This is a genomic window from Pinisolibacter sp. DMC19, assembly GCF_056313985.1.
Genome location: NZ_JBQUZF010000006.1, coordinates 66,581 through 87,976 on the forward strand (window position 1 = coordinate 66,581; position 21,396 = coordinate 87,976).

Consider the following 21,396-nt stretch of genomic DNA (forward strand, 5'->3'; position numbering starts at 1 on the left):
CCTCGATGCTCGAACCCATCGCCCATGCCGTCACCCTGTCCTGGGGTTGGCGACGGGCCGGTCTGGTCGCGCTCGCCGGTGCCCTCGGCGCCCTGTCGCTGGCGCCGTTCCACGCCTTCCCGGTGCTCTGGATCTCCTTCCCCGTGCTGGTCTGGGCGCTCGACGGCGCCGCCGACATGAAGGAGGGCCATCGCCTCGCCCGGCTCGGCCCGGCCTTCTTCGTCGGTTGGGCCTTCGGTTTCGGCTGGTTCCTCGCCGGCCTGTGGTGGATCGGCGCCGCCTTCCTGGTCGATGCCGAGGAGTTCGGCTGGCTGCTGCCGATCGCCATCGCCACCCTGTCGATCGGCCTCGGCCTGTTCCACGGCCTCGCCGCCGCCCTCGCCCGCCTGCTGTGGTCGGAGGGGCCGGCGCGGATCGCGGCGCTCGCCGTCGGCTTCTTCGTCGCCGACTGGCTGCGCGGCCACGTGCTGACCGGCTTTCCCTGGAACCTGATCGGCTACGGCTTCGCCGCCAACGAGCCGATGATGCAGATCGATTCCGTCCTCGGCGGCTACGGTCTGACGCCGCTGGCGGTGCTGGTCTTCGCCGCTCCGGCGGTGCTGGCGAGCCGCCGGAAGGCCGACCTGCGCTTCCTCGCGGCGATCACCATCGTCTTCGTCGCGGTGGTCGGCTGGGGTGCCGCGCGGCTGCACTTCGCCCCGACCGCCTTCGTTCCCGACATCCGCTTCCGCATCGTCCAGCCGGCGATCGAGCAGGTGAAGAAGTTCTCGGCCGACTACAAGACCGAGACCATGGAGCGCTACGTCGAACTCTCCCGCCGCCCGGCGCTCGGCGCCGACGGCAAGCCGTTGCCGACCGATCTCCGGTCGGGCACCGGCGGCACCGGAGGCATTCCCGGCATCACCCATCTGGTCTGGCCGGAATCCGCCTTTCCCTTCGTGCTCGCCAACGAACCCTGGGCGTTGTCGACCATCGCCCAGCTGATCGGCGACCGCACAGTGCTCTTCACCGGCGCGGTGCGCGGCGAGGCACCGGCGGCCGGCGACGTCCGCCACCGCTGGTACAACTCGATCTACGCCATCGGCCGCGACGCCGAGATCCTCGCCGCCTACGACAAGGCCCACCTCGTGCCCTTCGGCGAATACCTCCCGTTCCAGGACGTGCTCGAGAGCATCGGTCTGCGCCAGCTGACCAAGCTGCGCGGCGGTTATTCGGCCGGCCCCGGCCTGCGCACCCTGACGCTGCCCGGCCTGCCGCCCTTCGCGCCGCTGGTCTGTTACGAGATCGTCTTCCCCGGCGAGGTGGTCGAGGCGGGGCACCGTCCCGAGTGGATGCTCAACGTCACCAACGACGCCTGGTACGGCATGACGCCCGGTCCCTGGCAGCACCTCCACCAGGCCCGCCTACGTGCCGTAGAGGAAGGCCTTCCGGTTGTAAGAGCCGCCAACAACGGCATCTCGGCAATGATCGACCCGATGGGACGAATCGTCGCCGACTTGACGTTGGGTCGTGTCGGCGTGGTCGACGCGGATCTGCCGAAGTCTACGGAATCCACGGTATTCTCACGTTTCGGTATGATCCCTTCGGCGGTGCTCGTATTGTTTGTATTTTTATGGGCTGGTTACCGACGCGTTCACCGTGGCGGTTAGCGGATTCTTGAATTCGGTTGTATTTGGTTGACTTCGAGTGCGTGCGCACTCAATGTTCGACCAGCAGATGGCGAACTGGAACTGCCGGGATTTCGCTCGAGAGCCCGTTGGTCATGGTCGGATCGCACCCGGTCTCGGAGACCGGCCATGCGGATGCGCACCGACGAGCCGCTGCGACGCCGGTTCGTTCGTTCCCCTGCGAAGTCGTCGGCGCCGTTCGATAGAAAACGACAAAAGAAGCGAAGGCAACATCATGGCCAGCAAGAAGTCCCCGAACCCGATCGACATCCATGTCGGTTCCCGCGTCCGGCTGCGCCGCATGATGCTCGGTATGAGCCAGGAAAAGCTCGGCGAGCATCTCGGCATCACCTTCCAGCAGATCCAGAAGTACGAGAAGGGCACGAACCGCATCGGCGCCAGCCGGTTGCAGGCGATCGCCCGCGTGCTCTCGGTTCCGGTCGCCTTCTTCTTCGAGGACGCCCCCGGTCAGGCCCCGGTCGCCGGCGATCAGGGCTTCGACGAGCCGCAGACCACCTCCTACGTCGTCGACTTCCTGTCGTCGTCCGAGGGTCTGTCGCTCAACAAGGCCTTCATCCGCATCAAGGACCCCAAGCAGCGCCGCAAGGTGGTCGAACTCGTCAAGGCGATGGCCGGCGAAGAGGACGAGTGATCGTCCCCGCCGTTCGTTCGATCGGGGCGCGCGGACGCGAGTTCGCGCGCCCCGTGCGTTTCTGGAAGTCCCGCGCGTTTTCGCGGGAGGGCATTTCGGGCAAAAAACGTTTCCCACGTTCGTACCGCGGCGGAAGCGCTCGCTTGCTACCGCGGCGCGCCGTTGCTAAACGGGAAGCGCATTTTCGCCGGCTCCCTGCCGGCGCTTCCTGCGGTCGGACCGAGAGGTCGCAACCGAGCCATCCCACGAGCCCGCACGTGCGTTCTCGCGACCGTGCCGGGCCTGATCCGAAAGATCCGAAGACGTGTCTCGCGCCAGCTATCTCTTCACTTCGGAATCCGTGTCCGAGGGCCATCCCGACAAGGTCTGCGATCGCATCTCCGACGAGATCGTCGACGCCTTCTTCCGTCTCGGCCCGCAGCTCGGCTGGGATCCGGCGCACCTGCGCGTCGCCGCCGAGACGCTGGCCACGACCAACCGCGTGGTGATCGCCGGTGAGACCCGAGGGCCTGCCGGCATCACCCACGACCTGCTGCGTCACCTCGCCCGTCTCGCCATCCGCGACATCGGCTACGAGCAGGACGGCTTCCACTGGGAGCACGCCGACATTGCCGTCCACCTGCACGCCCAGTCCGCCGACATCGCCGTCGGCGTCGACGCGGCCGGCAACAAGGACGAGGGCGCGGGCGACCAGGGCATCATGTTCGGCTACGCCTGCCGCGAGACGCCGGATCTCATGCCGGCGCCGATCTACTACGCCCACAAGATCCTCGAGGACTTGGCGATCGCCCGCAAGGCCGGCCCGCTGAAGATGCTCGGCCCGGACGCCAAGAGCCAGGTCACCGTCGCCTACGAGAACGGCAAGCCGGTGCGCGCCGCCCAGATCGTGCTGTCGACGCAGCATCTCGACGAGACGCTCTCCTCCGCCGACATCCGCAAGATCGTCGAGCCCTACATCGTCGAGACGCTGCCGACCGGCTGGGTCGACGACGACACCGTCTGGCACGTCAACCCGACCGGCAAGTTCGTCATCGGCGGTCCCGACGGCGACTGCGGCCTGACCGGCCGCAAGATCATCGTCGACACCTACGGCGGTGCCGCGCCGCACGGCGGCGGCGCCTTCTCCGGCAAGGACCCGACCAAGGTCGACCGTTCGGCCGCCTATGCCGCGCGCTACCTCGCCAAGAACGTGGTCGCCGCCGGTCTCGCCGATCGCGCCACCATCCAGCTCGCCTACGCCATCGGCGTGTCGCAGCCGCTCGCCGTCTACGTCGACCTGCACGACACCGGCAAGGTCGACGCCGCGGCGATCGAGAAGGCGGCGCGCGAGGTGATGAGCCTCTCCCCGCGCGGCATCCGCGAGCACCTCGGCCTCAACAAGCCGATCTACGCCCGCACCTCCGCCTACGGCCACTTCGGTCGCACGCCGAGCGAAGACGGCGGCTTCTCCTGGGAGAAGACCGACCTCGTCGATGCCCTGAAGGCCGCCGTCGGCGCCTGACGACATCGTCGCGACACTTCGAAGCGCACGCCGGGACCGACACCCCGCGTGCGCTTCCTGCATCGAGGCCCGCCGTGATCGACCCGACTCTGATCGACCCGACCATCGACCCCGCCGCGGAACCCTCCGCCGAGCCGCACGACGCCGAGGAGGCCCGTTCGCGCGCCTTCTACGGCCGCCGCAAGGGCAAGGCGCTGCGCCTCGGCCAGGCCGCCGCGATCGAGGAGCTGCTGCCTCGACTCGCGGTCGACGTCTCGACCCCCGGTCTCGATCCCGGCACGCTCTTTTCCGGCACCGTCGACGACGTCTGGGTGGAGAGCGGCTTCGGCGGCGGCGAGCATCTGGTCGAGACGGCCAAGCTGAACCCGTCCATCGGCTTCGTCGGCGCCGAGCCCTTCGTCAACGGCATGGCCAAGGCGCTGGTCTCGATTCACGAGGAAGACCTCGAGGACCGCATCCGTCTGCACCACGCCGATTCGGTCTTCCTGCTCGATGCGCTCGCCGATGCTTCGATCGGCCGCTTCTACCTGCTCTATCCCGACCCCTGGCCGAAGAAGCGCCACTGGAAGCGCCGCTTCGTCCAGAAGGACAATCTCGACCGCATCGCCCGCGTGCTGCGCCCCGGCGGCGAGTTCCGCTTCGCCTCCGACTGGGCTCCTTATGTCGACTGGGCGCTGGCCGAGGTCCTCGCCCATCCCGCCTTCCGCTGGACGGCCGAGATCGCCGACGACTGGAAGACGCCCTGGGCCGGCTGGCCGGGCACGCGCTACGAGGAAAAGGCGATCCGCGAGGGCCGCACCCCGGCCTATCTGATCTTCCGCAGAGTGTGATCGGACGAGAATCGGCGTGCGACGCGCGATCCGCTTGCAATCCGTGTCGATTCGACTATGTTGCGCCTCAAGCAAGAAATTCTTGGATCGTCTTCCGGACGAAACGAGAGTGGGCCCCCGCCGGGACCCGCTCTTTCGGTGTTGGCCGCACGACCGCTTTGCCGACGAAGCCGACTCCGAGACCTCCCCATCGAACACGGAGCCACGCCACTGACGACCCGCCACGAACCCCGACTGATCCGTGAAACCGGGCTCGATGCCCGCATCGCGGCGATCGCCGAACCGGTGATCGAAGATCTCGGCTATCGCCTCGTGCGGGTGAAGTGCTCCGGCCGCAACGGTTTCACCGTCCAGGTCATGGCCGAACGGCCCGACGGCACCATCGGTGTCGACGACTGCGAGCAGATCAGCCGCAACCTCGCCCCCGCCATCGACGCCGACGATCCGGTCGACCGCGCCTATCACCTCGAAGTGTCGTCGCCCGGCATCGACCGGCCGCTGGTGCGTCGCACCGACTTCGAGCGCTGGTCCGGCCACGTCGCCAAGATCGAGCTGTCCGAGGGCCACGACGGCCGCCGGCGCTTCCGCGGCGTGATCGTGGGCATGCGCGACGACACCTTCGGCCTCCGTCTCGACGACGTCGCCGAAGACCAGCCCGACACCGTCTGGCTCCCTTTCGCGCTTCTCTCCGAGGCGCGGCTGGTGATGACCGACGATCTCATCGCCGCCTCCTTCCGGGCGGCCAAGCATGCCCTGGCCGCGGAAGACGTGGCCGAGGCCGGGGAAGACGAAACGGACGGGCCTTCCGTCCACTGAGTTGAGACGTCACGAGGACGGTCCGGCGGGTGCCGCGACCCGGGGACCTCGAGGGAGAAGACGATGGCAGTCAGCGCCAACAGACTGGAACTCCTCCAGATCGCCGATGCGGTCGCTCGCGAGAAGGTCATCGATCGCAAGATCGTTCTCGCCGCCATGGAGGACGCCATCCAGAAGGCCGCGCGCTCGCGTTACGGCTCCGAGACGGAGGTCCGCGCCGAGATCAACCCGAAGACCGGCGAGATCCGTCTGCAGCGCCTGCTCCAGGTGGTCGAAGACTTCCAGAACCCCTCGACCGAGATTCCGCTGGTCGATGCCCGCATGCGCAATCCCGACGCCCAGCCCGGCGACTGGATCGGCGAGCCGCTGCCGCCGATGGACTTCGGCCGCATCGCCGCCCAGTCGGCCAAGCAGGTCATCGTCCAGAAGGTGCGCGAGGCCGAGCGCGATCGCCAGTTCGACGAGTTCAAGGACCGCATCGGCGAGATCGTCAACGGCACCGTGAAGCGCATCGAATACGGCAACGTGATCGTCGATCTCGGCCGTGGCGAGGCGATCATCCGCCGCGACGAGCTGATCCCGCGCGAGGCCTTCCGCAACGCCGACCGCGTCCGCGCCTATGTCTACGACGTCCGCCGCGAGCAGCGCGGGCCGCAGATCTTCCTGTCGCGCACCCATCCCCAGTTCATGGCCAAGCTCTTCGCCCAGGAAGTGCCGGAGATCTACGACGGCATCATCGAGGTGAAGTCGGTCGCCCGCGATCCGGGCTCGCGCGCCAAGATCGCCGTCGTCTCGCGCGACGGCTCGATCGACCCGGTCGGCGCCTGCGTCGGCATGCGCGGCAGCCGCGTCCAGGCGGTGGTGCAGGAGCTCCAGGGCGAGAAGATCGACATCATCCCGTGGTCGAACGACCCGGCGACCTTCATCGTCAACGCTCTGCAGCCGGCCGAAGTCTCCAAGGTCGTGCTCGACGAGGACGCCGGCCGCATCGAAGTGGTGGTGCCGGACGACCAGCTGTCGCTCGCCATCGGCCGCCGCGGTCAGAACGTCCGTCTCGCCTCGCAGCTGACCGGCTGGGACATCGACATCATGACGGAGGCCGAGGAATCGGAGCGCCGTCAGAAGGAATTCGCCGAACGCACCGCCCTCTTCACGGAGGCGCTGGACGTCGACGAGGTCGTCGCCCAGCTGCTGGCCACCGAAGGCTTCTCGACGGTCGAAGAGATCGCCTATGTCGGCGTCGACGAGATCGCCCGCATCGAGGGCTTCGACGAGGAGACGGCGGAAGAGATCCAGGCCCGCGCCAACTCGCATCTCGAGGCGCTCGAGGCCGCCCAAGACGTCGAACGCCGTGAACTCGGCGTCGAGGACGCCCTGCGCGAGGTGCCCGGCGTGACGACGGCGATGATGGTCGCCCTCGGCAAGGAAGGCATCAAGACGGTCGATGATCTCGCCGGCTGCGCCACCGACGATCTCGTCGGCTGGACCGAGCGCAAGAACGGCGAAGTGGAGAAGCACGGCGGTACGCTGGACGGCTTCGAACTGAGCCGCGCCGAGGCCGAGGCCATCATCATGGCCGCGCGCGTCGCCGCCGGCTGGATCGAGGCGCCGGTCGCCGACGCCGAGGAAGACGAGGCGGAGAGTGCCGACGACTGAGGCCGACGCCGCGCCGCTCGACGGCACGGCCGCGCACGAAGACGGACCGCTCGACGGTCCGGCCGAATACGACGAGCGTCCGCCGAAGAAGGGGGACGTCTCGCGCACCTGCATCGTCTCGCGCGAGGTGATGCCGATCGCGGATCTGATCCGCTTCGTCCTGGCCCCCGATGGTTCGGTGGTGCCGGATCTGAAGCGGGATCTGCCCGGTCGCGGGGTGTGGGTGGAGGCGACGCGGACGGCGGTCGAGAAGGCCGTCGCCAAGCGCCTCTTCGCCCGCGGCCTCAGGGCGCAGGTCACGGTCGATCCCGGGCTTCCCGCCCTGATCGACCGTCTGATGAACGATCATGCGCTCGGGACATTCGGTCTCGCGCGCAAGGCGGGGCTGGTGGTGACCGGTTTCGCCAAGGTGGAAGCGGCGGTGGCGCGCGAGCGTCTCGTCTGTGTCGTCCATGCCGCGGAAGCGGGCGCGGACGGCATCAACAAGTTGACGGCGGCGCTGAAGCGCCGCTTCGGAGGAGAAGGCGGCTGTCCGGTCGTCCGAATCTTCGCCGGGCCCCAATTGGATTTGGCATTGGGGCGGTCGAATGTGATACATGCTGCGCTGCTTCACGGACGAGCGGCCGAAATCTTCCTCGAGCGCGCTTCGGCGCTCGGCCGGTACCGCGGCGAGGCGATCACGCGGGTACCGTCGAACGACGATAACGCTCAGACGAGCGGCACCGAGCCGCAGGAATGACGGGCAAATGAACGACACGAACAGCTCCGGCGAGAAGACCCTGCACGTCGACGTCAAGAAAAAGCTGACGTTGAAGCTGAAGACCGATGCGACGGTCCAGCAGAGCTTCAGTCATGGCCGCTCCAAGACGGTCGTCGTCGAGACGAAGAAGAAGCGCATCCTGAAGCCGGGCGAGGTCGAACACGGCCACGCCCCGGTTCATGTCGCGCCCAAGCCGGTCGAGGCGCCCGCGCCGCGGCCGGTGGTTGCCGCCGCTCCGGCTCCGACCCCCGTTCGGGCGCCGGTCGCTCCGGCGCCGGCCGCCCCGGCCGCGCCAGCCCGTCCGGCCCCGCCGCGTTCCGGCGTCGTGCTGCAGACCCTGTCGGCCGGCGAGCGTGCCGCCCGCGAGCGAGCCCTCGCCGAGGCCCGCGTCCGTGACGAACAGGATCGCGTCCGTCGCGTCGAGGAAGAGCGTCTGCGCGCCATCGAGGAAGAGCGCCTGCGCAAGGAGCGCGAGATCGAGGCCGCCCGTCGTGCCGCCGAGGTCGAGGCCGCCCGCATCGCCGAGGCCGAGCGCATCGCCGCCGGCGGCGAGCCCGCGCCCGAACCCGAGCCGGAGGTCGTCGAGGCTCCGGTCGCGGCCAAGCCGGCCGAGGCCGCCCGTCCCGCCGCCGCTCCGGCTGCCCCGGCGCGTCCGGGTCGTGCCGTCGAGGAAGAGGACGAGCGTCGTCCCGTCTCGCGTCCGCCGGCCGGTGCCCAGCGCCGCATGATCGCGCCGCCGCCGCCCAAGCCGACCCGCACCAAGGGCGACGACAAGCAGCGCGGCAAGCTCACCGTCGTCACCGCCCAGTCGGGCGACGACGAGGAGGCCGGCCGCGGTCGTTCGGTCGCCGCCTTCAAGCGCCGCGTCCAGCGCCAGCAGCGCCGCATGCAGTCCTTCGAGCCGCGCGAGAAGATCTCGCGCGAGGTGATCCTGCCCGAGACGATCACCATCCAGGAACTCTCCAACCGCATGGCCGAACGCGCCGTCGACGTCATCAAGCTGCTGATGAAGCAGGGCCAGATGATGAAGATCAACGACGTGATCGACGCCGACATGGCGGAACTGATCGCCGTCGAGATGGGCCACACGGTCAAGCGCGTCGCCGAATCCGACGTCGAGGAGGGCCTGTTCGCCGCCCCCGACGAGGTCGTCGCCATGCAGAGCCGTCCGCCGGTCGTGACCATCATGGGTCACGTCGACCACGGCAAGACCTCGCTGCTCGACGCCATCCGCTCCACCAAGGTGGCGGCGGGCGAAGCCGGCGGCATCACCCAGCACATCGGTGCCTATCAGGTCGAACTCCACGGCCAGAAGATCACCTTCATCGACACCCCCGGCCACGAGGCCTTCACGGCGATGCGTTCGCGCGGCGCCAAGGCCACCGACATCGTCATCCTGGTGGTGGCGGCCGACGACGGCGTCATGCCGACGACGGTCGAGGCGATCAACCACACCCGCGCCGCGGGCGTGCCGATCATCGTGGCGATCAACAAGATCGACAAGCCGCAGGCCGACGTCCAGCGCGTGCGCAATGCCCTGCTCCAGCACGAGATCGTGGTGGAATCGCTCGGCGGCGACGTGCTCGAGGTCGAGGTTTCGGCCAAGCAGCGCATCAATCTCGACAAGCTGCTCGAGACCATCCTGCTGCAGTCGGAAGTGCTCGAACTCAAGGCCAACGCCGAACGCGCCGCCGAAGGCACCGTCATCGAAGCCAAGCTCGACAAGGGCCGCGGCGCGGTGGCGACGGTTCTCGTCCAGCGCGGCACGCTGAAGGTCGGCGACATCCTCGTCGCCGGTCACGCCTGGGGCCGCGTCCGCGCGCTGCTCAACGACCAGGGCGAGGCGGTGCGCGAAGCCGCTCCGTCGATGCCGGTCGAGGTGCTCGGCTTCCAGGAGACCCCGGAGGCGGGCGACCGCTTCGCCGTGGTCGAGAACGAAGCCCGCGCCCGCGAAGTCGCCGACTACCGCATGCGCCTCAAGCGCGAGAAGGCTCAGGCCCGCGGTTCGTCGGCGCGTGGTTCGCTGACCGAGATGATGAACCAGCTCAAGACCGCCGGTCGCAAGGAGTTCACGCTCGTCGTCAAGGGCGACGTGCAGGGCTCGCTCGAAGCGATCGTCGGCGCGCTGGAGAAGCTCGGCAACGACGAGGTCCGTGCCCGCGTCATCCACGGCGGCGTCGGTGGCATCACCGAATCCGACGTGACGCTGGCCTCGGCCTCGGGTGCCGCGATCATCGGCTTCAACGTCCGCGCGTCGAAGGAAGCGCGCGAGGCGGCGGAGCGCGAGGGCGTCGAGATCCGCTACTACAACATCATCTACGACCTGGTCGACGACGTGAAGAAGGCGATGAGCGGCATGCTCACGCCGGAAATCCGCGAAACCATGCTGGGCAACGCCAAGATCCTCGAGATCTTCGCGGTCTCCAAGGTCGGCAAGGTGGCAGGCTGTCTCGTCACCGACGGCACCGTCGAGCGCGGCGCCTCGGTCCGTCTCATCCGCGACAACGTCGTCATCCACGAAGGCAAGCTCTCGCAGCTCAAGCGCTTCAAGGACGACGCCAAGGAAGTCATGTCGGGCCAGGAGTGCGGCATGTCCTTCGAGGCCTATCAGGACATGCGCGCCGGCGACGTCATCGAGTGCTACCGCGTCGAGGAGATCGCCCGCTCGCTCTGATCGGGTGACCGAAATTCGGGCGGCGCCTCTCCGGCGCCGCCCGTCCCCGTCCATCCCCGTCGGGTCCGACCCCCGACCGAGGAACGAACATGTCCGAGACCTTCCGTTTCCGCATGGCGCGCGCCGACTGGGTCGCGCTGTCTTCGGCCGTCGCGCTCCGGCCGTTGCTGTTCCGGCTCGCCGTCACCGCCGTACTGCTGTCGATCGTCGGCATCGTCCTGTCGATGCTGCGTTCGACCGACCCGACCGCTGCGTCGATGCTCCACGATGCCCTGCGCGGCGGTGCCGACTGGTACCCCTTCTATGCCACGATGGCGCTGTTGATCGCCGGCACGCTCTATCGTCACAAGCTGGTCGCCTTCAACGCCGCCGCCGGTTTCCGCCGCATGCCGCTGGCCGACAAGGAACTCGCCGTCGAGCTCGGCGCCGAGGAGATCCGCGTCAAGGAGACCGAGGGCGGTCCCTTCGACTGGCGCTTCCCCTGGGCCGCCGTGAGCCGCGTGGTCGAGACGCCGACCCATCTGATCCTGGCGACCGGTGGTCGCGAGGGTCTGCCGATCCCGCGCGCCGCCTTCGCCGACGAGGCCGCCTTCGCCGCGGTCCGTGAGACCGTGGCGGCCCGCGTCGCCGAGGGAACGCCCCGCGAGAACCTCTGAACCATCGACCGCCCGGCAGATCGCGTCGATCCGCTCATCCCCGGGCCGGTCCACGATCGCCGCCGCCGTTCGGCCCATCGAGAGAAGAACCCCATGTCCCGCTTCGACGAACAGGGCTCCGGCCCGTCCCAGCGTCAGCTTCGCGTCGGCGAAATCATCCGCCACGCCCTCGCCGACGTGCTGACCCGCGGCCAGATGGCCGATCCCGACCTCGACGGCATCATCCTGACGGTGCCGGAGGTGCGCATGTCGCCCGACCTCAAGAACGCCACCGCGCTGGTGATGCCGCTCGGCGGTCGCGACATCAAGAAGGTCATGGCGGCGCTCGAGCGGTCGCGGAAGTGGTTCCGCGGTCAGATCGCCCGCCGGATCGACCTCAAGTTCGCCCCCGACATCCGCTTCATCCTCGACACCCGCTACGACGACGACGACGCGGTGACGACCGTGCTCCATCGTCCCGAGGTCGCTCGCGACCTCGGCGACGACGAGGCGAAGTGAGGCGCGACAGCGACCTCGGGGTGCGATGCGCCCGATCGACCAGATTCGGAATTCGACGGAAGGCAGCCCATCCATGGCCCGCAGGAAGAAGTTCGACGACGTTCACGGCTGGGTCGTGCTCGACAAGCCGCTCGAGGTGACCTCGACGCAGGCGGTCGCGCGGCTGAAGAAGCTCGCCCACGCCAACAAGTGCGGCCACGCCGGCACGCTCGATCCGCTGGCGACCGGCATGCTGCCGATCGCCCTCGGCGAGGCGACCAAGACCGTCTCCTTCGTCATGGACGGCACCAAGATCTATCGCTTCACCGTGCGCTGGGGCATCCAGACCTCGACCGACGACCGCGAGGGCGAGGTCATCGCCCGTTCCGACGTGCGCCCGACCCGCGCCGCGATCGAGGCGATCCTGCCGGAGTTCATCGGCGAGATCATGCAGGTGCCGCCGAAGTTCTCGGCCATCAAGATCGACGGCGAACGCGCCTACGACCTCGCCCGTGACGGCGAGGAGGTGGTACTCGAGGCCCGTCCGATCGAGATCCTCGGCCTCGATCTGGTCGAGATGCCCGACGCCGACACCACCGTCTTCGAATGCGAATGCGGCAAGGGCACCTATGTCCGGGCGCTCGCCCGCGACATGGGCAAGCGGCTCGGCACCGTCGGCCACGTCGTCGGCCTGCGCCGCATCGTCGTCGGCCCCTTCGAGGAAGAGGACATGATCCCGCTCTCCGAGCTCGAGGCGGCGTTCGAGGCCGGCGGTTCGGAAGCCGTCCGCGCGCTCCTCTCGCCGGTCGAGGCAGGCCTGCAGGAAGTGACCGAAGTGGCGGTCAACCGCGATGCCGCGGCCCGTCTGCGTCGCGGTCAGTCGGTGATCCTGCGCGGCCGCGACGCCATCGCCGACGAGGACGCGGTCTATGCGACCTGCGGCGGCGAACTGGTGGCGATTGGCGAGGTCGCCCGCGGCGAACTGATGCCGCGCCGCGTGTTCATGCTCGACGAGGCGTGATCAGAGCTTCGGCGGGCGGATGCAGTCGGCGAGTTCCGGCGACTTGGCCGCCCGTCGCGCGATGATCCCTGCCACCCTGGCGACCCGCGCATTCGGTGCGTGGGCGTCGCGCGTGTGCGGGTTGGGCAGCATGGCGACGAGCAGCGCCGCCTCGCGGGGCGAGAGCCGCTCCGCCCCCTTGCCGAAGGCACGCCGGGCGCCGGCCTCGATGCCGAACTCGCCGTGCGGCCCCCATTCGGCGATGTTGAGCCAGGTCTCGAGGATCTTCTCCTTCGACCAGACCAGATCGACCAGCATCGACAGCGGGATCTCGATCGCCTTGCGCACCACGCTGCGGCCGTTCCACAGGAAGAGATTCTTGGTCAGCTGCATGGTGATGGTCGAGCCGCCACGGCTCGGGCCGCCCTCCTCGTCGACGACGTCGAGCAACTCGTCCCAGTCGACCCCGCCGTGACCACAGAAGCCGTTGTCCTCCGAGGCGATGGCGGTGACGACGACGTCGCGGTCGATGTGCGAGAGCGGCATCCATTGCCGCGTCACCGTCGCGCCCGAGAGGCCGCGCCACAGCATCAAGGGTGTCGGTGGATGGCCGATCGAATGGGCGACGAGCCCTGCCGCCGGCCACAGCGCGGCGAGGGCGAGGACGATCGCCGCGATGCGCACGAGCCTCATCGCGTCGTCCCCGGCCGCGATCGGTGCTTCATCGTTTCGACATCGCAGTCGCGTTGTTTCATGGTCCCTTCCATCGGGAGATTGCCGTGATCGCTCCGCTCGTCGACGATGCACCCCGCCGCGCGGACCTGGTCGAGATCGTCGCGAGCGACCCGTTGATCGCCGCGACACTGGTCCGGGCGCGCGATCTCGCCCTGCCCGATTGGCTCGTCGTCTCCGGCGCCGTCTATCAGACTGTCTGGAACCGGCTGACCGGCCGCCCCTCCGGTCACGGGTTGAAGGACATCGACCTCGTCTGGTTCGATCCCGTCGATCTCTCCTTCGAGGCGGAAGACCGGGTCATCGCCCGCGTCGGGACGATCTTCGCCGATTGGCCGGTCCCGGTCGAGGCGCGCAATCAGGCCCGCGTCCATTGTTGGTTCGAACGGCGCTTCGGTGCGCCCTACGCCCCGCTGTCGTCGAGCGCCGAGGCGCTCGGCCGCTATGCCTCGGTCTGCCATGCGGTCGGGTTGCGGATGGCGGCCGACGGCCGCATCGACGTCTACGCCCCCTTCGGCCTCGACGACGTCTTCGCGCTCCACATCCGACCCAACCGCGTGCTCGACAATGCCGCGACCCATGCCGCCAAGGCGGCGCGGATGGCGGCGCTGTGGCCGGAGCTGACGGTCGAACCGTGGTGATCCGCGATCGGGCTCACTCATCGCGCGCGCCCTCGCCCCGCGCCTCGGCGACGAGCCAGGCCTCGAAGGCGGCGACCAGCGCCGAGCGCCCTTCGGCCTCTGGTCGAACCAGATAATAGGCGGAGCGGGTGGCAAGCGGCAGCGGGAAGAGGATCTCCAGCCGCCCGCCGTCGAGTTCCTCCTCGATCAGGAAGCGCGGCACCAGCGCCGCGCCCATGCCGGCGGCGGCGGCCTCCGACACCATCGAGAACTGGTCGAACCGCGGCCCGCGCCACACCGCGTCGGTCGTCAGATCGATCGCCGCGAACCAGTCGGCCCAGGCGGTCGGCCGCGTCGACTGGTGGATCAGCGGCGCCGCCTCGAGATCGCGCGGCGCGGCGAGGCCGTGGCGCGCGGCGAAGCCGGGTGCTGCGACAGGCACCACCTCCTCGTCCATCAGATGCGACAGCACCCCGCCGGCCCACACCGGCTGGCCGACGTGGATCGCCGCGTCGAACGGGTCGCTGGCGAAGTCGAAGGGCGCGATCCGCGCCGCCATGTTGATGGTGACGTCCGGATGCGCCGCCAGGAACCGCGGCAGCCGCCGGACCAGCCAGCGCGCGCCGAAGGTCGGCAGCACCGCGAGATCGAGCACGCCGCGCGTGCCCGAGAAGCCCATCACCCGATGCGTCGCCTCGCCGAGATCGCCGAGCGTGCGGCGCACGTCGGCGAGATAGGCCCGCCCCGCCTCCGACAGCACCACCCGCTGGCGCACCCGGTCGAACAGCGCGATGCCGACGAGGTCCTCGAGGGCCCGGATCTGGCGGCTGATCGCTCCCTGCGTCAGGTGCAGTTCCTCTGCGGCACGCGAGAAACTCTCGTGCCGGGCGGCGCATTCGAAGGCGACCAGCGAACCGATCGGGGGCAGGAAGCCGCGGCGAAACACGGGGATCATTCCTTGCTGTCATGACCTGGTGAGAATTTCTCGCTTTTCTCGCGGCCTGTCGAGCATGATTGTCATGACCCGACACCGGCCGACGGACGCGTCGCCCGGCCAGCCCCTTTGTCTGCCGAGTATCCGGAGCTCGCCCCATGACCTTTTCGACCCCGCTCGCCGCGGAGACCCACGATCTGCTCGTCGCCCTCGGCGTCGATCGCGCCCTGTTCGGCGGCGGCACGCTGCCGGTGACCTCGCCGATCGACGGTTCCGAGATCGGCCGCGTCATCGAGCACGAGGCGGAGGAGGCCGAGGCCGCCATCGGCCGCGCCGACGCCGCCTTCCGCGTCTGGCGCTCGGTGCCCGCCCCCAAGCGCGGCGAGCTCGTCCGCCTGCTCGGCGAGGAACTGCGCGCCCACAAGGTCGAACTCGGCCGCCTCGTCACCATCGAGGCCGGCAAGATCGTGTCGGAAGGCCTCGGCGAAGTGCAGGAGATGATCGACATCTGCGACTTCGCGGTCGGTCTGTCGCGCCAGCTCTACGGCCTCACCATCGCCACCGAGCGTCCGTCGCACCGGATGATGGAGACCTGGCACCCGGTCGGCGTCGTCGGCGTCATCTCGGCCTTCAATTTCCCCGTCGCGGTGTGGTCGTGGAACGCCGCGCTCGCCTTCGTCTGCGGTGATTCGGTGGTCTGGAAGCCGTCGGAGAAGACGCCGCTGACCGCGCTCGCCGTCGCCGCGCTGTTCGAGCGTGCCGTCAAGCGCTACCGCGAGGCCGGCAACGAGGCCCCCGACGGCCTGCTCGAAATGCTGCTCGGCGGCCGTCCGATCGGCGAGATCCTGGTCGACGATCCGCGCGTGCCGGTGATCTCGGCGACCGGCTCGACCGCCATGGGCCGCGCCGTCGGCCCGCGCATCGCCAAGCGCTTCGGCCGCGCCATCCTCGAGCTCGGCGGCAACAATGCCGCCATCGTCGCGCCCTCGGCCGACCTCGATCTGTCGCTGCGCGCCATCGCCTTCTCGGCGATCGGCACCGCCGGCCAGCGCTGCACCTCGCTGCGCCGCCTCTTCGTCCACGATTCGATCTATGACACGCTGGTCACCCGCCTGCGCCGCGCCTACGGATCGGTCGCCGTCGGCGATCCGTCGAGCAGCGCCACGCTGGTCGGCCCGCTGATCGACGCGCCCGCCTGGGAGCGCATGAAGAAGGCGCTCGACGCCGCCCGCGAGGTCGGCGGCACCGTCACCGGCGGTACGCGGGTCAATGTCCCCGGTCGCGAGGGCGGCGTCTACGTCACCCCGGCGCTGGTGGAGATGCCGTCGCAGGGCGGCCCGGTGGTCGAGGAGACCTTCGCGCCGATCCTCTACGTCATGCGCTACACCAAGTTCGAGACCGCGCTGAAGCTCAACAACGCCGTGCCGCAGGGCCTGTCGTCGTCGATCTTCACCAACGACCTGCGCGAAGCCGAACTCTTCACCTCGGCGCTCGGCTCCGACTGCGGCATCGCCAACGTCAACATCGGCCCCTCGGGCGCCGAGATCGGCGGCGCCTTCGGCGGCGAGAAGGAGACGGGCGGCGGCCGCGAGGCCGGCTCCGACGCCTGGAAGGCCTACATGCGCCGCGCCACCAACACCATCAACTACGGACTGACCCTGCCGCTGGCGCAGGGCGTCAAGTTCGACGTCGAAACCTGAGACGCGGTCCCCGCGTCTCCCCCCATCGGACAAGAAACGAGGAAACGACAATGGCCAGCCCCAAGGGTGCCCCCTTCAAGTGGGAGGATCCCTTCCTCCTCGACGAGCAGCTGACCGAAGACGAGCGCATGATCTCCGAGACCGCCCGGGCCTATGCCCAGGACCGTCTGGCGACGCGCGTGGTCGACGCCTATCTCGAGGAGAAGACCGATCGCGCCATCTTCGAGGAGATGGGCGCCCTGGGCCTCCTCGGCGTCACCGTCGACGAGAAGTACGGCGGTGCCGGCGCCGGCTACGTCTCCTACGGGCTGGTCGCCCGCGAGGTCGAGCGGGTCGATTCGGGCTATCGCTCGATGATGTCGGTGCAGTCGTCGCTCGTCATGTACCCGATCGAGGCCTACGGCTCGGAAGAGCAGAAGCTGAAGTACCTGCCGAAGCTCGCCACCGGCGAGTGGGTCGGCTGCTTCGGCCTGACCGAGCCCGACGCCGGCTCCGACCCGGCGGGCATGAAGACCCGCGCCGAGAAGATCGACGGCGGCTATCGCCTGATCGGCTCGAAGATGTGGATCTCCAACTCGCCGATCGCCGACGTCTTCGTCGTCTGGGCGAAGTCGGTCGCCCACGGCGGCGAGATCCGCGGCTTCGTGCTGGAGAAGGGCATGAAGGGCCTCTCCGCCCCGAAGATCGGCGGCAAGCTCAGCCTTCGCGCCTCGATCACCGGCGAGATCGTCATGGACGGCGTCGAGGTGCCCGAGAGCGCGCTGCTGCCCGACGTCTCCGGCCTCAAGGGCCCGTTCGGCTGCCTCAACCGGGCGCGCTACGGCATCGCCTGGGGCGTCATGGGCGCGGCGGAGGACTGCTGGATGCGGGCCCGCCAGTACGGCCTCGACCGCAAGCAGTTCGGCCGGCCGCTCGCCGCCACCCAGCTCTTCCAGAAGAAGCTCGCCGACATGCAGACCGAGATCACCCTCGGCCTCCAGGCGGCGCTCCGGGTCGGCCGGCTCTTCGACGAGGGCAAGATGGCGCCGGAGATGATCTCGATCATCAAGCGCAACAACTGCGGCAAGGCGCTCGACATCGCCCGGATGGCCCGCGACATGCACGGCGGCAACGGCATCCAGATCGAATACGCCGTGATGCGCCATGCCGCGAACCTCGAGACGGTCAACACCTACGAGGGCGCCCACGACGTCCACGCCCTGATCCTCGGCCGCGCCCAGACCGGCATCCAGGCGTTCTTCTGAGGAAGATGCGATGACCGACGCTCCGCTCTCCGGCCTCAAGGTGGTCGAGCTCGCCCGGATTCTCGCAGGGCCCTGGATCGGCCAGACGCTGGCCGATCTCGGTGCCGACGTGATCAAGGTGGAGCGTCCGGTCGCCGGCGACGACACCCGCCACTGGGGGCCTCCCTTCGTGAAGGCCGCCGACGGCGGCGATCTCGGCGCCGCCTATTTCCACGCCTGCAACCGCGGCAAGCGCTCGATCGCCGTCGACTTCGAGAAGCCCGAGGGGGCGGATCTGATCCGCCGCCTCGTGGCGGAGGCCGACGTCGTCATCGAGAACTTCAAGGTCGGCGGCCTGAAGAAATACGGTCTCGACCACGAGACCCTGATGGCGGCGAACCCACGCCTCGTGTGGTGCGCCGTCACCGGCTTCGGTCAGGACGGGCCCTACGCGGCGCGCGCCGGCTACGACTTCATGATCCAGGGCCTCGGCGGCTACATGGAGCTGACCGGCCAGCCCGACGGCGAGCCGACCAAGGTCGGCGTCGCGGTCGCCGATCTCTTCACCGGGCTCCACGCGGTGATCGGCATCCAGGCGGCGCTCGCCGCGCGCGCCAAGACCGGTCGCGGCCAGCTCGTCGACATGAGCCTGCTCGACACGATGGTGGCGATGCTCGCCAACCAGGGCATGAACTATCTGGTCTCGGGCAAATCGCCGACCCGCATGGGCAATGCCCACCCCAACATCGTGCCCTATCAGGTCTTCGCGGTCGCCGACGGTCACATCGTCATAGCGACCGGCAACGATCGCCAGTGGCGCGACACCTGCGCCATCCTCGATCTCGAGGACCTCGCCTTCGATCCGCGTTACGTCCACAACGCCGGCCGCGTCGCCGCCCGCGCCGAACTGGTGCCGATGATCGAGGCGAAGACGAAGCACTTCGCCCGCGACGATCTTCTCGCGAAGCTCGAGGCGGCGCACGTGCCGGCCGGGCCGATCAACACCGTGGCTCAGGTCTTTGCCGACAGCCAAGTCGTCGCCCGCGGCATGCGGCTCGATCTTCCCGCGCCGGGGGCCGAGGGCGGCACCGTCCCGGGCATCCGCAACCCGATCCGCCTCTCCGGCACGCCGCTGGTGCAGGATCGTCCCTCGCCGCGGCTCGGCGCCGACACCGACGCGGTGCTGGGCGCGCTCGGGCTCTCGACGGACGAGATCTCCGGTCTCGTCGACAAGGGCGTCGTCGGTCGGTCGTGACGGCTCAGATCGGGTCTTCGCCCTCGCCGACCGAGGAGAAGAGCACGAAGAGGAAGTAGAGGAAGACCGACGACACCGCGTTGGTCGAGCGCAGGAAGTAGGTTTCGGTCAGGTTGATGACGTAATACAGCGTCATGAAGCCGAAGACGAAGATCTTGCGCTCCCGCTCGGCCCGCGACGCCGCCGGTTCCGGCCGTTTCGAGACGAAGGCCACGGTCATCGCGGTGAAGATCGTCAGGCCGATCAGGCCGCATTCGACGAAGATCGCCAGAAAGCCGTCGTGGAAATTGTCGAGGAACCAGACGTTCTTGCCGATGAAGGCGTCGACGACCTCCTTGCGGCCCCAGAAGCCGTTGAGCCCCGAGCCGATCACGGCGCTGCCGCCGTCGAGATAGTCGAGAGCGTGCTTCCAGATCACGGTGCGTTCGGTGAAGTCGATCTCGAAGGGGCCGATCTGGAACCAGGCGAGATCGGTGATCCACAGCGTGCCCATCAGCGCCGCGGCGACGCCGATCGTCGCCAGCGGTACGAAGCTCGCCAGGGCGCCGATCGCCCGACTGCGGCCGGCGCCGATGCCGAGCACCACGGCGCCGACGCCCAGCACGAGGCCGCCGCGCGAGCCGGCGCCGATCATGCAGACGATCGCCGTGGCCGACACCAGAGCGTGCCAGGCCCGCGGCCATGGGCGATCGTGCGCCTGGAACCGCGTCGCCGAGAGATAGAGCAGGATCGCCGAGGTGATGCCCAGCGTCTGCTTGTGATCGTAGACGCCCGCCCACAGGCCCGCATGCATCCACGTCGAGAGCACGCCGACGTCGGGCAGGAACACCACGACGACGAGCGAGGCGAAGTCGAGCACCGCAAGGGCGGCGATCGTCGTCTCGACGATCTCGTCCCAACGCCGTGTCGAGAACAGCACCCAGGTCGCGAAGGCGTTGAAGGCCAGCACCGCGCCCTTGGTCGGTGCCGCGAGGCCGACCGCCGGGATCGCCCACAGCGACGACAGCACGGCATAGGCGATCAGTCCCGCGAGAAGGCCGATGCGGCGATCCCAGCGGATGCGCCCGAGCCGCAGATGCGGCAGCGACACGGCGACGATCGTCACCCACATCGCCTCGATCACGAGCTGCTGCATCATCTCGGAGCGGTCGGCGCCCACCAGCCCCGGCGCGAAGGGACCGATGCCGACGATCACGATCAGGAAATAGGCGGCGATCGCCACCCGACGCGCCGCTTCCGCCCGCAACGCGGCCGGGTCGTGGAGAGCGATGGACGAATCCTGCATGGTCATCCGACGTCGTCCCGGTCGGCCGTTCAGTCGAAGCGTGTCTTCGTCCGGTTGGCGAGGCGGTATTTGGGCTCGTAGAGCAGCTTCTGCCTGAGCTTCTCGGCGATCAACTCGCCCCGGCCGGCCAGACGGCTCTCGAAGGGGATCGGATCGCCCGTGGCGCCGTAGTCGTCGGCGAGGCCTTCGAGATGGGGCCGCGCCCAGCGATGGAAGTTGGTGTCGTGCCGCCGAACGTCGCCGGGCGTCAGGCCGCGGGTGTAGCGCGACGAGCGCCCGTCCCACAGATGCGTCGCCCAAGTGTCGGGGAAGACGATCGGCTGCGTCGAGTTGAAGATCAGCTCCAGCTGGTCGAGCAGCCAGATCGGGTGGAAGAAGGCGTGCGGGCCGAGCACGGTGATCTCGTCCGGGTGCCGCACCGCCAATGCGTTCGGCAGCTGGACGGAGTGCTCGCTCCAATATCTGTCGCGTCGCCCGCGGAACGTGTCGTAGTGGCGGTACCAGCGCGTCAGGAAGGGCGCGTTCGGCTCGGCGAGGATCACGGCATTGGCGGTTCCGAAGGTCGTTCGTCCCATCGCCTCGGTGCCGAGCACGGCGGAATGGTCGAGCAGATCGTCGAAGCTGCGGTGAACCACCACGTCCGCGTCGAGATAGATGCCGCCCTGCTCGATCAGCCGTTCGAGACGCACGACGTCGGCGCGGTGGGCCGGATGATCGACCGGATTGCCGAAGATCTCGCGCGGTGCGGTGATCTTCACCGGCGTCACGAGCTTGCGCGTCAGCTCCCACCACGGGCCCTGAGGTTCGTATTCGTAGTGGAAGAACACGGCGTCCGGTCGAATGTGCGCCACCGCACTCGCGACGCAGACGTGCGCCGACAAGCTCCACGGCTTTCCGCCGAAGTCTTCGGCCAGGCCGAAGCAATAGTGCAGAATTTTGGGGATTCGCGCCATTCGGT

General features: G+C 68.8%; 19 protein-coding genes. 15 read left to right on the forward strand and 4 right to left on the reverse strand.

Annotation, left to right across the window (positions count from 1 at the left end):
* Nucleotides 1-5: 5 nt before the first annotated feature.
* The 11 genes from lnt (at nucleotide 6) to truB (ending at nucleotide 12,710) form a co-directional block, all read left to right on the forward strand.
* Nucleotides 6-1,649, forward strand: a complete 1,644-nt coding sequence (gene lnt / locus ACT53U_RS15305) for an apolipoprotein N-acyltransferase (RefSeq protein ID WP_476156482.1) — start codon at nucleotides 6-8, stop codon at nucleotides 1,647-1,649.
* Nucleotides 1,650-1,902: 253 nt separating this feature from the next.
* The gene (locus ACT53U_RS15310) at nucleotides 1,903-2,319 is read left to right on the forward strand and encodes a helix-turn-helix domain-containing protein (protein ID WP_476156484.1); all 417 of its coding nucleotides are present in this window, start codon (nucleotides 1,903-1,905) and stop codon (nucleotides 2,317-2,319) included.
* A 304-nt stretch (nucleotides 2,320-2,623) separates the two neighbouring features.
* Complete coding sequence (metK, locus tag ACT53U_RS15315; RefSeq protein ID WP_476156486.1) at nucleotides 2,624-3,820, forward strand: methionine adenosyltransferase; 1,197 nt, start codon at nucleotides 2,624-2,626, stop codon at nucleotides 3,818-3,820.
* Nucleotides 3,821-3,924: 104 nt separating this feature from the next.
* Nucleotides 3,925-4,650 carry a tRNA (guanine(46)-N(7))-methyltransferase TrmB gene (trmB, locus tag ACT53U_RS15320; RefSeq protein ID WP_476156788.1) on the forward strand — a complete coding sequence of 242 codons (726 nt, stop codon included), beginning with the start codon at nucleotides 3,925-3,927 and terminating at the stop codon, nucleotides 4,648-4,650.
* A gap of 189 nt (nucleotides 4,651-4,839) precedes the next feature.
* Entirely contained in the window at nucleotides 4,840-5,466 is a 627-nt protein-coding gene (gene rimP, locus ACT53U_RS15325; RefSeq protein ID WP_476156790.1) for a ribosome maturation factor RimP, read from the forward strand.
* Nucleotides 5,467-5,529: 63 nt separating this feature from the next.
* A complete protein-coding gene (gene nusA, locus ACT53U_RS15330; RefSeq protein WP_476156488.1) occupies nucleotides 5,530-7,122 on the forward strand; it encodes a transcription termination factor NusA in 1,593 nt (530 codons plus the stop codon).
* The gene (locus tag ACT53U_RS15335) at nucleotides 7,109-7,861 is read left to right on the forward strand and encodes an RNA-binding protein (protein WP_476156489.1); all 753 of its coding nucleotides are present in this window, start codon (nucleotides 7,109-7,111) and stop codon (nucleotides 7,859-7,861) included. The genes nusA and ACT53U_RS15335 overlap by 14 nt, the downstream gene beginning before the upstream one ends.
* A 7-nt stretch (nucleotides 7,862-7,868) precedes the next feature.
* Nucleotides 7,869-10,556 carry a translation initiation factor IF-2 gene (infB, locus tag ACT53U_RS15340; protein ID WP_476156491.1) on the forward strand — a complete coding sequence of 896 codons (2,688 nt, stop codon included), beginning with the start codon at nucleotides 7,869-7,871 and terminating at the stop codon, nucleotides 10,554-10,556.
* An 89-nt stretch (nucleotides 10,557-10,645) separates the two neighbouring features.
* Nucleotides 10,646-11,212 carry a YcxB family protein gene (locus tag ACT53U_RS15345; protein WP_476156493.1) on the forward strand — a complete coding sequence of 189 codons (567 nt, stop codon included), beginning with the start codon at nucleotides 10,646-10,648 and terminating at the stop codon, nucleotides 11,210-11,212.
* 93 nt (nucleotides 11,213-11,305) lie between these two features.
* Entirely contained in the window at nucleotides 11,306-11,710 is a 405-nt protein-coding gene (rbfA, locus tag ACT53U_RS15350) for a 30S ribosome-binding factor RbfA (RefSeq protein WP_476156495.1), read from the forward strand.
* 25 nt (nucleotides 11,711-11,735) lie between these two features.
* On the forward strand, nucleotides 11,736-12,710 hold the full coding sequence (truB, locus tag ACT53U_RS15355) for a tRNA pseudouridine(55) synthase TruB (protein WP_476156497.1): 975 nt from the start codon (nucleotides 11,736-11,738) through the stop codon (nucleotides 12,708-12,710).
* Here truB and ACT53U_RS15360 read toward each other — a convergent pair whose 3' ends face one another.
* Complete coding sequence (locus ACT53U_RS15360; protein ID WP_476156499.1) at nucleotides 12,711-13,382, reverse strand: transglycosylase domain-containing protein; 672 nt, start codon at nucleotides 13,380-13,382, stop codon at nucleotides 12,711-12,713.
* Nucleotides 13,383-13,468: 86 nt separating this feature from the next.
* Here ACT53U_RS15360 and ACT53U_RS15365 point away from each other — a divergent pair, with 86 nt between their 5' ends.
* Nucleotides 13,469-14,062, forward strand: coding sequence for a nucleotidyltransferase family protein (locus tag ACT53U_RS15365; protein WP_476156501.1), 594 nt, complete (start codon nucleotides 13,469-13,471; stop codon nucleotides 14,060-14,062).
* A 13-nt stretch (nucleotides 14,063-14,075) separates the two neighbouring features.
* On the opposite strand, the gene ACT53U_RS15370 is transcribed toward ACT53U_RS15365, so the two are convergent.
* Entirely contained in the window at nucleotides 14,076-14,996 is a 921-nt protein-coding gene (locus ACT53U_RS15370) for a LysR substrate-binding domain-containing protein (RefSeq protein ID WP_476156503.1), read from the reverse strand.
* 137 nt (nucleotides 14,997-15,133) lie between these two features.
* Between ACT53U_RS15370 and amaB the strand changes: the two genes are divergently transcribed.
* The 3 genes from amaB to ACT53U_RS15385 are packed head-to-tail and all read left to right on the forward strand — an operon-like array spanning nucleotide 15,134 to nucleotide 19,153.
* The gene (gene amaB, locus ACT53U_RS15375) at nucleotides 15,134-16,675 is read left to right on the forward strand and encodes an L-piperidine-6-carboxylate dehydrogenase (protein ID WP_476156506.1); all 1,542 of its coding nucleotides are present in this window, start codon (nucleotides 15,134-15,136) and stop codon (nucleotides 16,673-16,675) included.
* A gap of 50 nt (nucleotides 16,676-16,725) precedes the next feature.
* Entirely contained in the window at nucleotides 16,726-17,919 is a 1,194-nt protein-coding gene (locus tag ACT53U_RS15380; RefSeq protein WP_476156508.1) for an acyl-CoA dehydrogenase, read from the forward strand.
* 10 nt (nucleotides 17,920-17,929) lie between these two features.
* Nucleotides 17,930-19,153, forward strand: a complete 1,224-nt coding sequence (locus tag ACT53U_RS15385; protein WP_476156510.1) for a CaiB/BaiF CoA transferase family protein — start codon at nucleotides 17,930-17,932, stop codon at nucleotides 19,151-19,153.
* 4 nt (nucleotides 19,154-19,157) lie between these two features.
* Here ACT53U_RS15385 and ACT53U_RS15390 read toward each other — a convergent pair whose 3' ends face one another.
* Together ACT53U_RS15390 and ACT53U_RS15395 are read right to left on the reverse strand one after the other, a co-directional pair.
* Nucleotides 19,158-20,444, reverse strand: coding sequence for an O-antigen ligase family protein (locus ACT53U_RS15390; protein WP_476156512.1), 1,287 nt, complete (start codon nucleotides 20,442-20,444; stop codon nucleotides 19,158-19,160).
* A gap of 23 nt (nucleotides 20,445-20,467) precedes the next feature.
* Nucleotides 20,468-21,391, reverse strand: a complete 924-nt coding sequence (locus ACT53U_RS15395; RefSeq protein ID WP_476156514.1) for a glycosyltransferase — start codon at nucleotides 21,389-21,391, stop codon at nucleotides 20,468-20,470.
* Nucleotides 21,392-21,396: the final 5 nt, after the last annotated feature.

Coding starts and splice junctions, on each gene's coding strand:
- ACT53U_RS15345 (WP_476156493.1), top strand. CDS start 10,646: ATGTCCGAGACCTTCCGTTTCCGCATGGCGCGCGCCGACTGGGTCGCG.
- rbfA (WP_476156495.1), top strand. CDS start 11,306: ATGTCCCGCTTCGACGAACAGGGCTCCGGCCCGTCCCAGCGTCAGCTT.
- ACT53U_RS15395 (WP_476156514.1), bottom strand. CDS start 21,391: ATGGCGCGAATCCCCAAAATTCTGCACTATTGCTTCGGCCTGGCCGAA.
- ACT53U_RS15310 (WP_476156484.1), top strand. CDS start 1,903: ATGGCCAGCAAGAAGTCCCCGAACCCGATCGACATCCATGTCGGTTCC.
- infB (WP_476156491.1), top strand. CDS start 7,869: ATGAACGACACGAACAGCTCCGGCGAGAAGACCCTGCACGTCGACGTC.
- ACT53U_RS15380 (WP_476156508.1), top strand. CDS start 16,726: ATGGCCAGCCCCAAGGGTGCCCCCTTCAAGTGGGAGGATCCCTTCCTC.
- ACT53U_RS15390 (WP_476156512.1), bottom strand. CDS start 20,444: ATGACCATGCAGGATTCGTCCATCGCTCTCCACGACCCGGCCGCGTTG.
- ACT53U_RS15370 (WP_476156503.1), bottom strand. CDS start 14,996: ATGATCCCCGTGTTTCGCCGCGGCTTCCTGCCCCCGATCGGTTCGCTG.
- ACT53U_RS15385 (WP_476156510.1), top strand. CDS start 17,930: ATGACCGACGCTCCGCTCTCCGGCCTCAAGGTGGTCGAGCTCGCCCGG.
- truB (WP_476156497.1), top strand. CDS start 11,736: ATGCGCCCGATCGACCAGATTCGGAATTCGACGGAAGGCAGCCCATCC.
- lnt (WP_476156482.1), top strand. CDS start 6: ATGCTCGAACCCATCGCCCATGCCGTCACCCTGTCCTGGGGTTGGCGA.
- nusA (WP_476156488.1), top strand. CDS start 5,530: ATGGCAGTCAGCGCCAACAGACTGGAACTCCTCCAGATCGCCGATGCG.
- ACT53U_RS15360 (WP_476156499.1), bottom strand. CDS start 13,382: ATGAGGCTCGTGCGCATCGCGGCGATCGTCCTCGCCCTCGCCGCGCTG.
- amaB (WP_476156506.1), top strand. CDS start 15,134: ATGACCTTTTCGACCCCGCTCGCCGCGGAGACCCACGATCTGCTCGTC.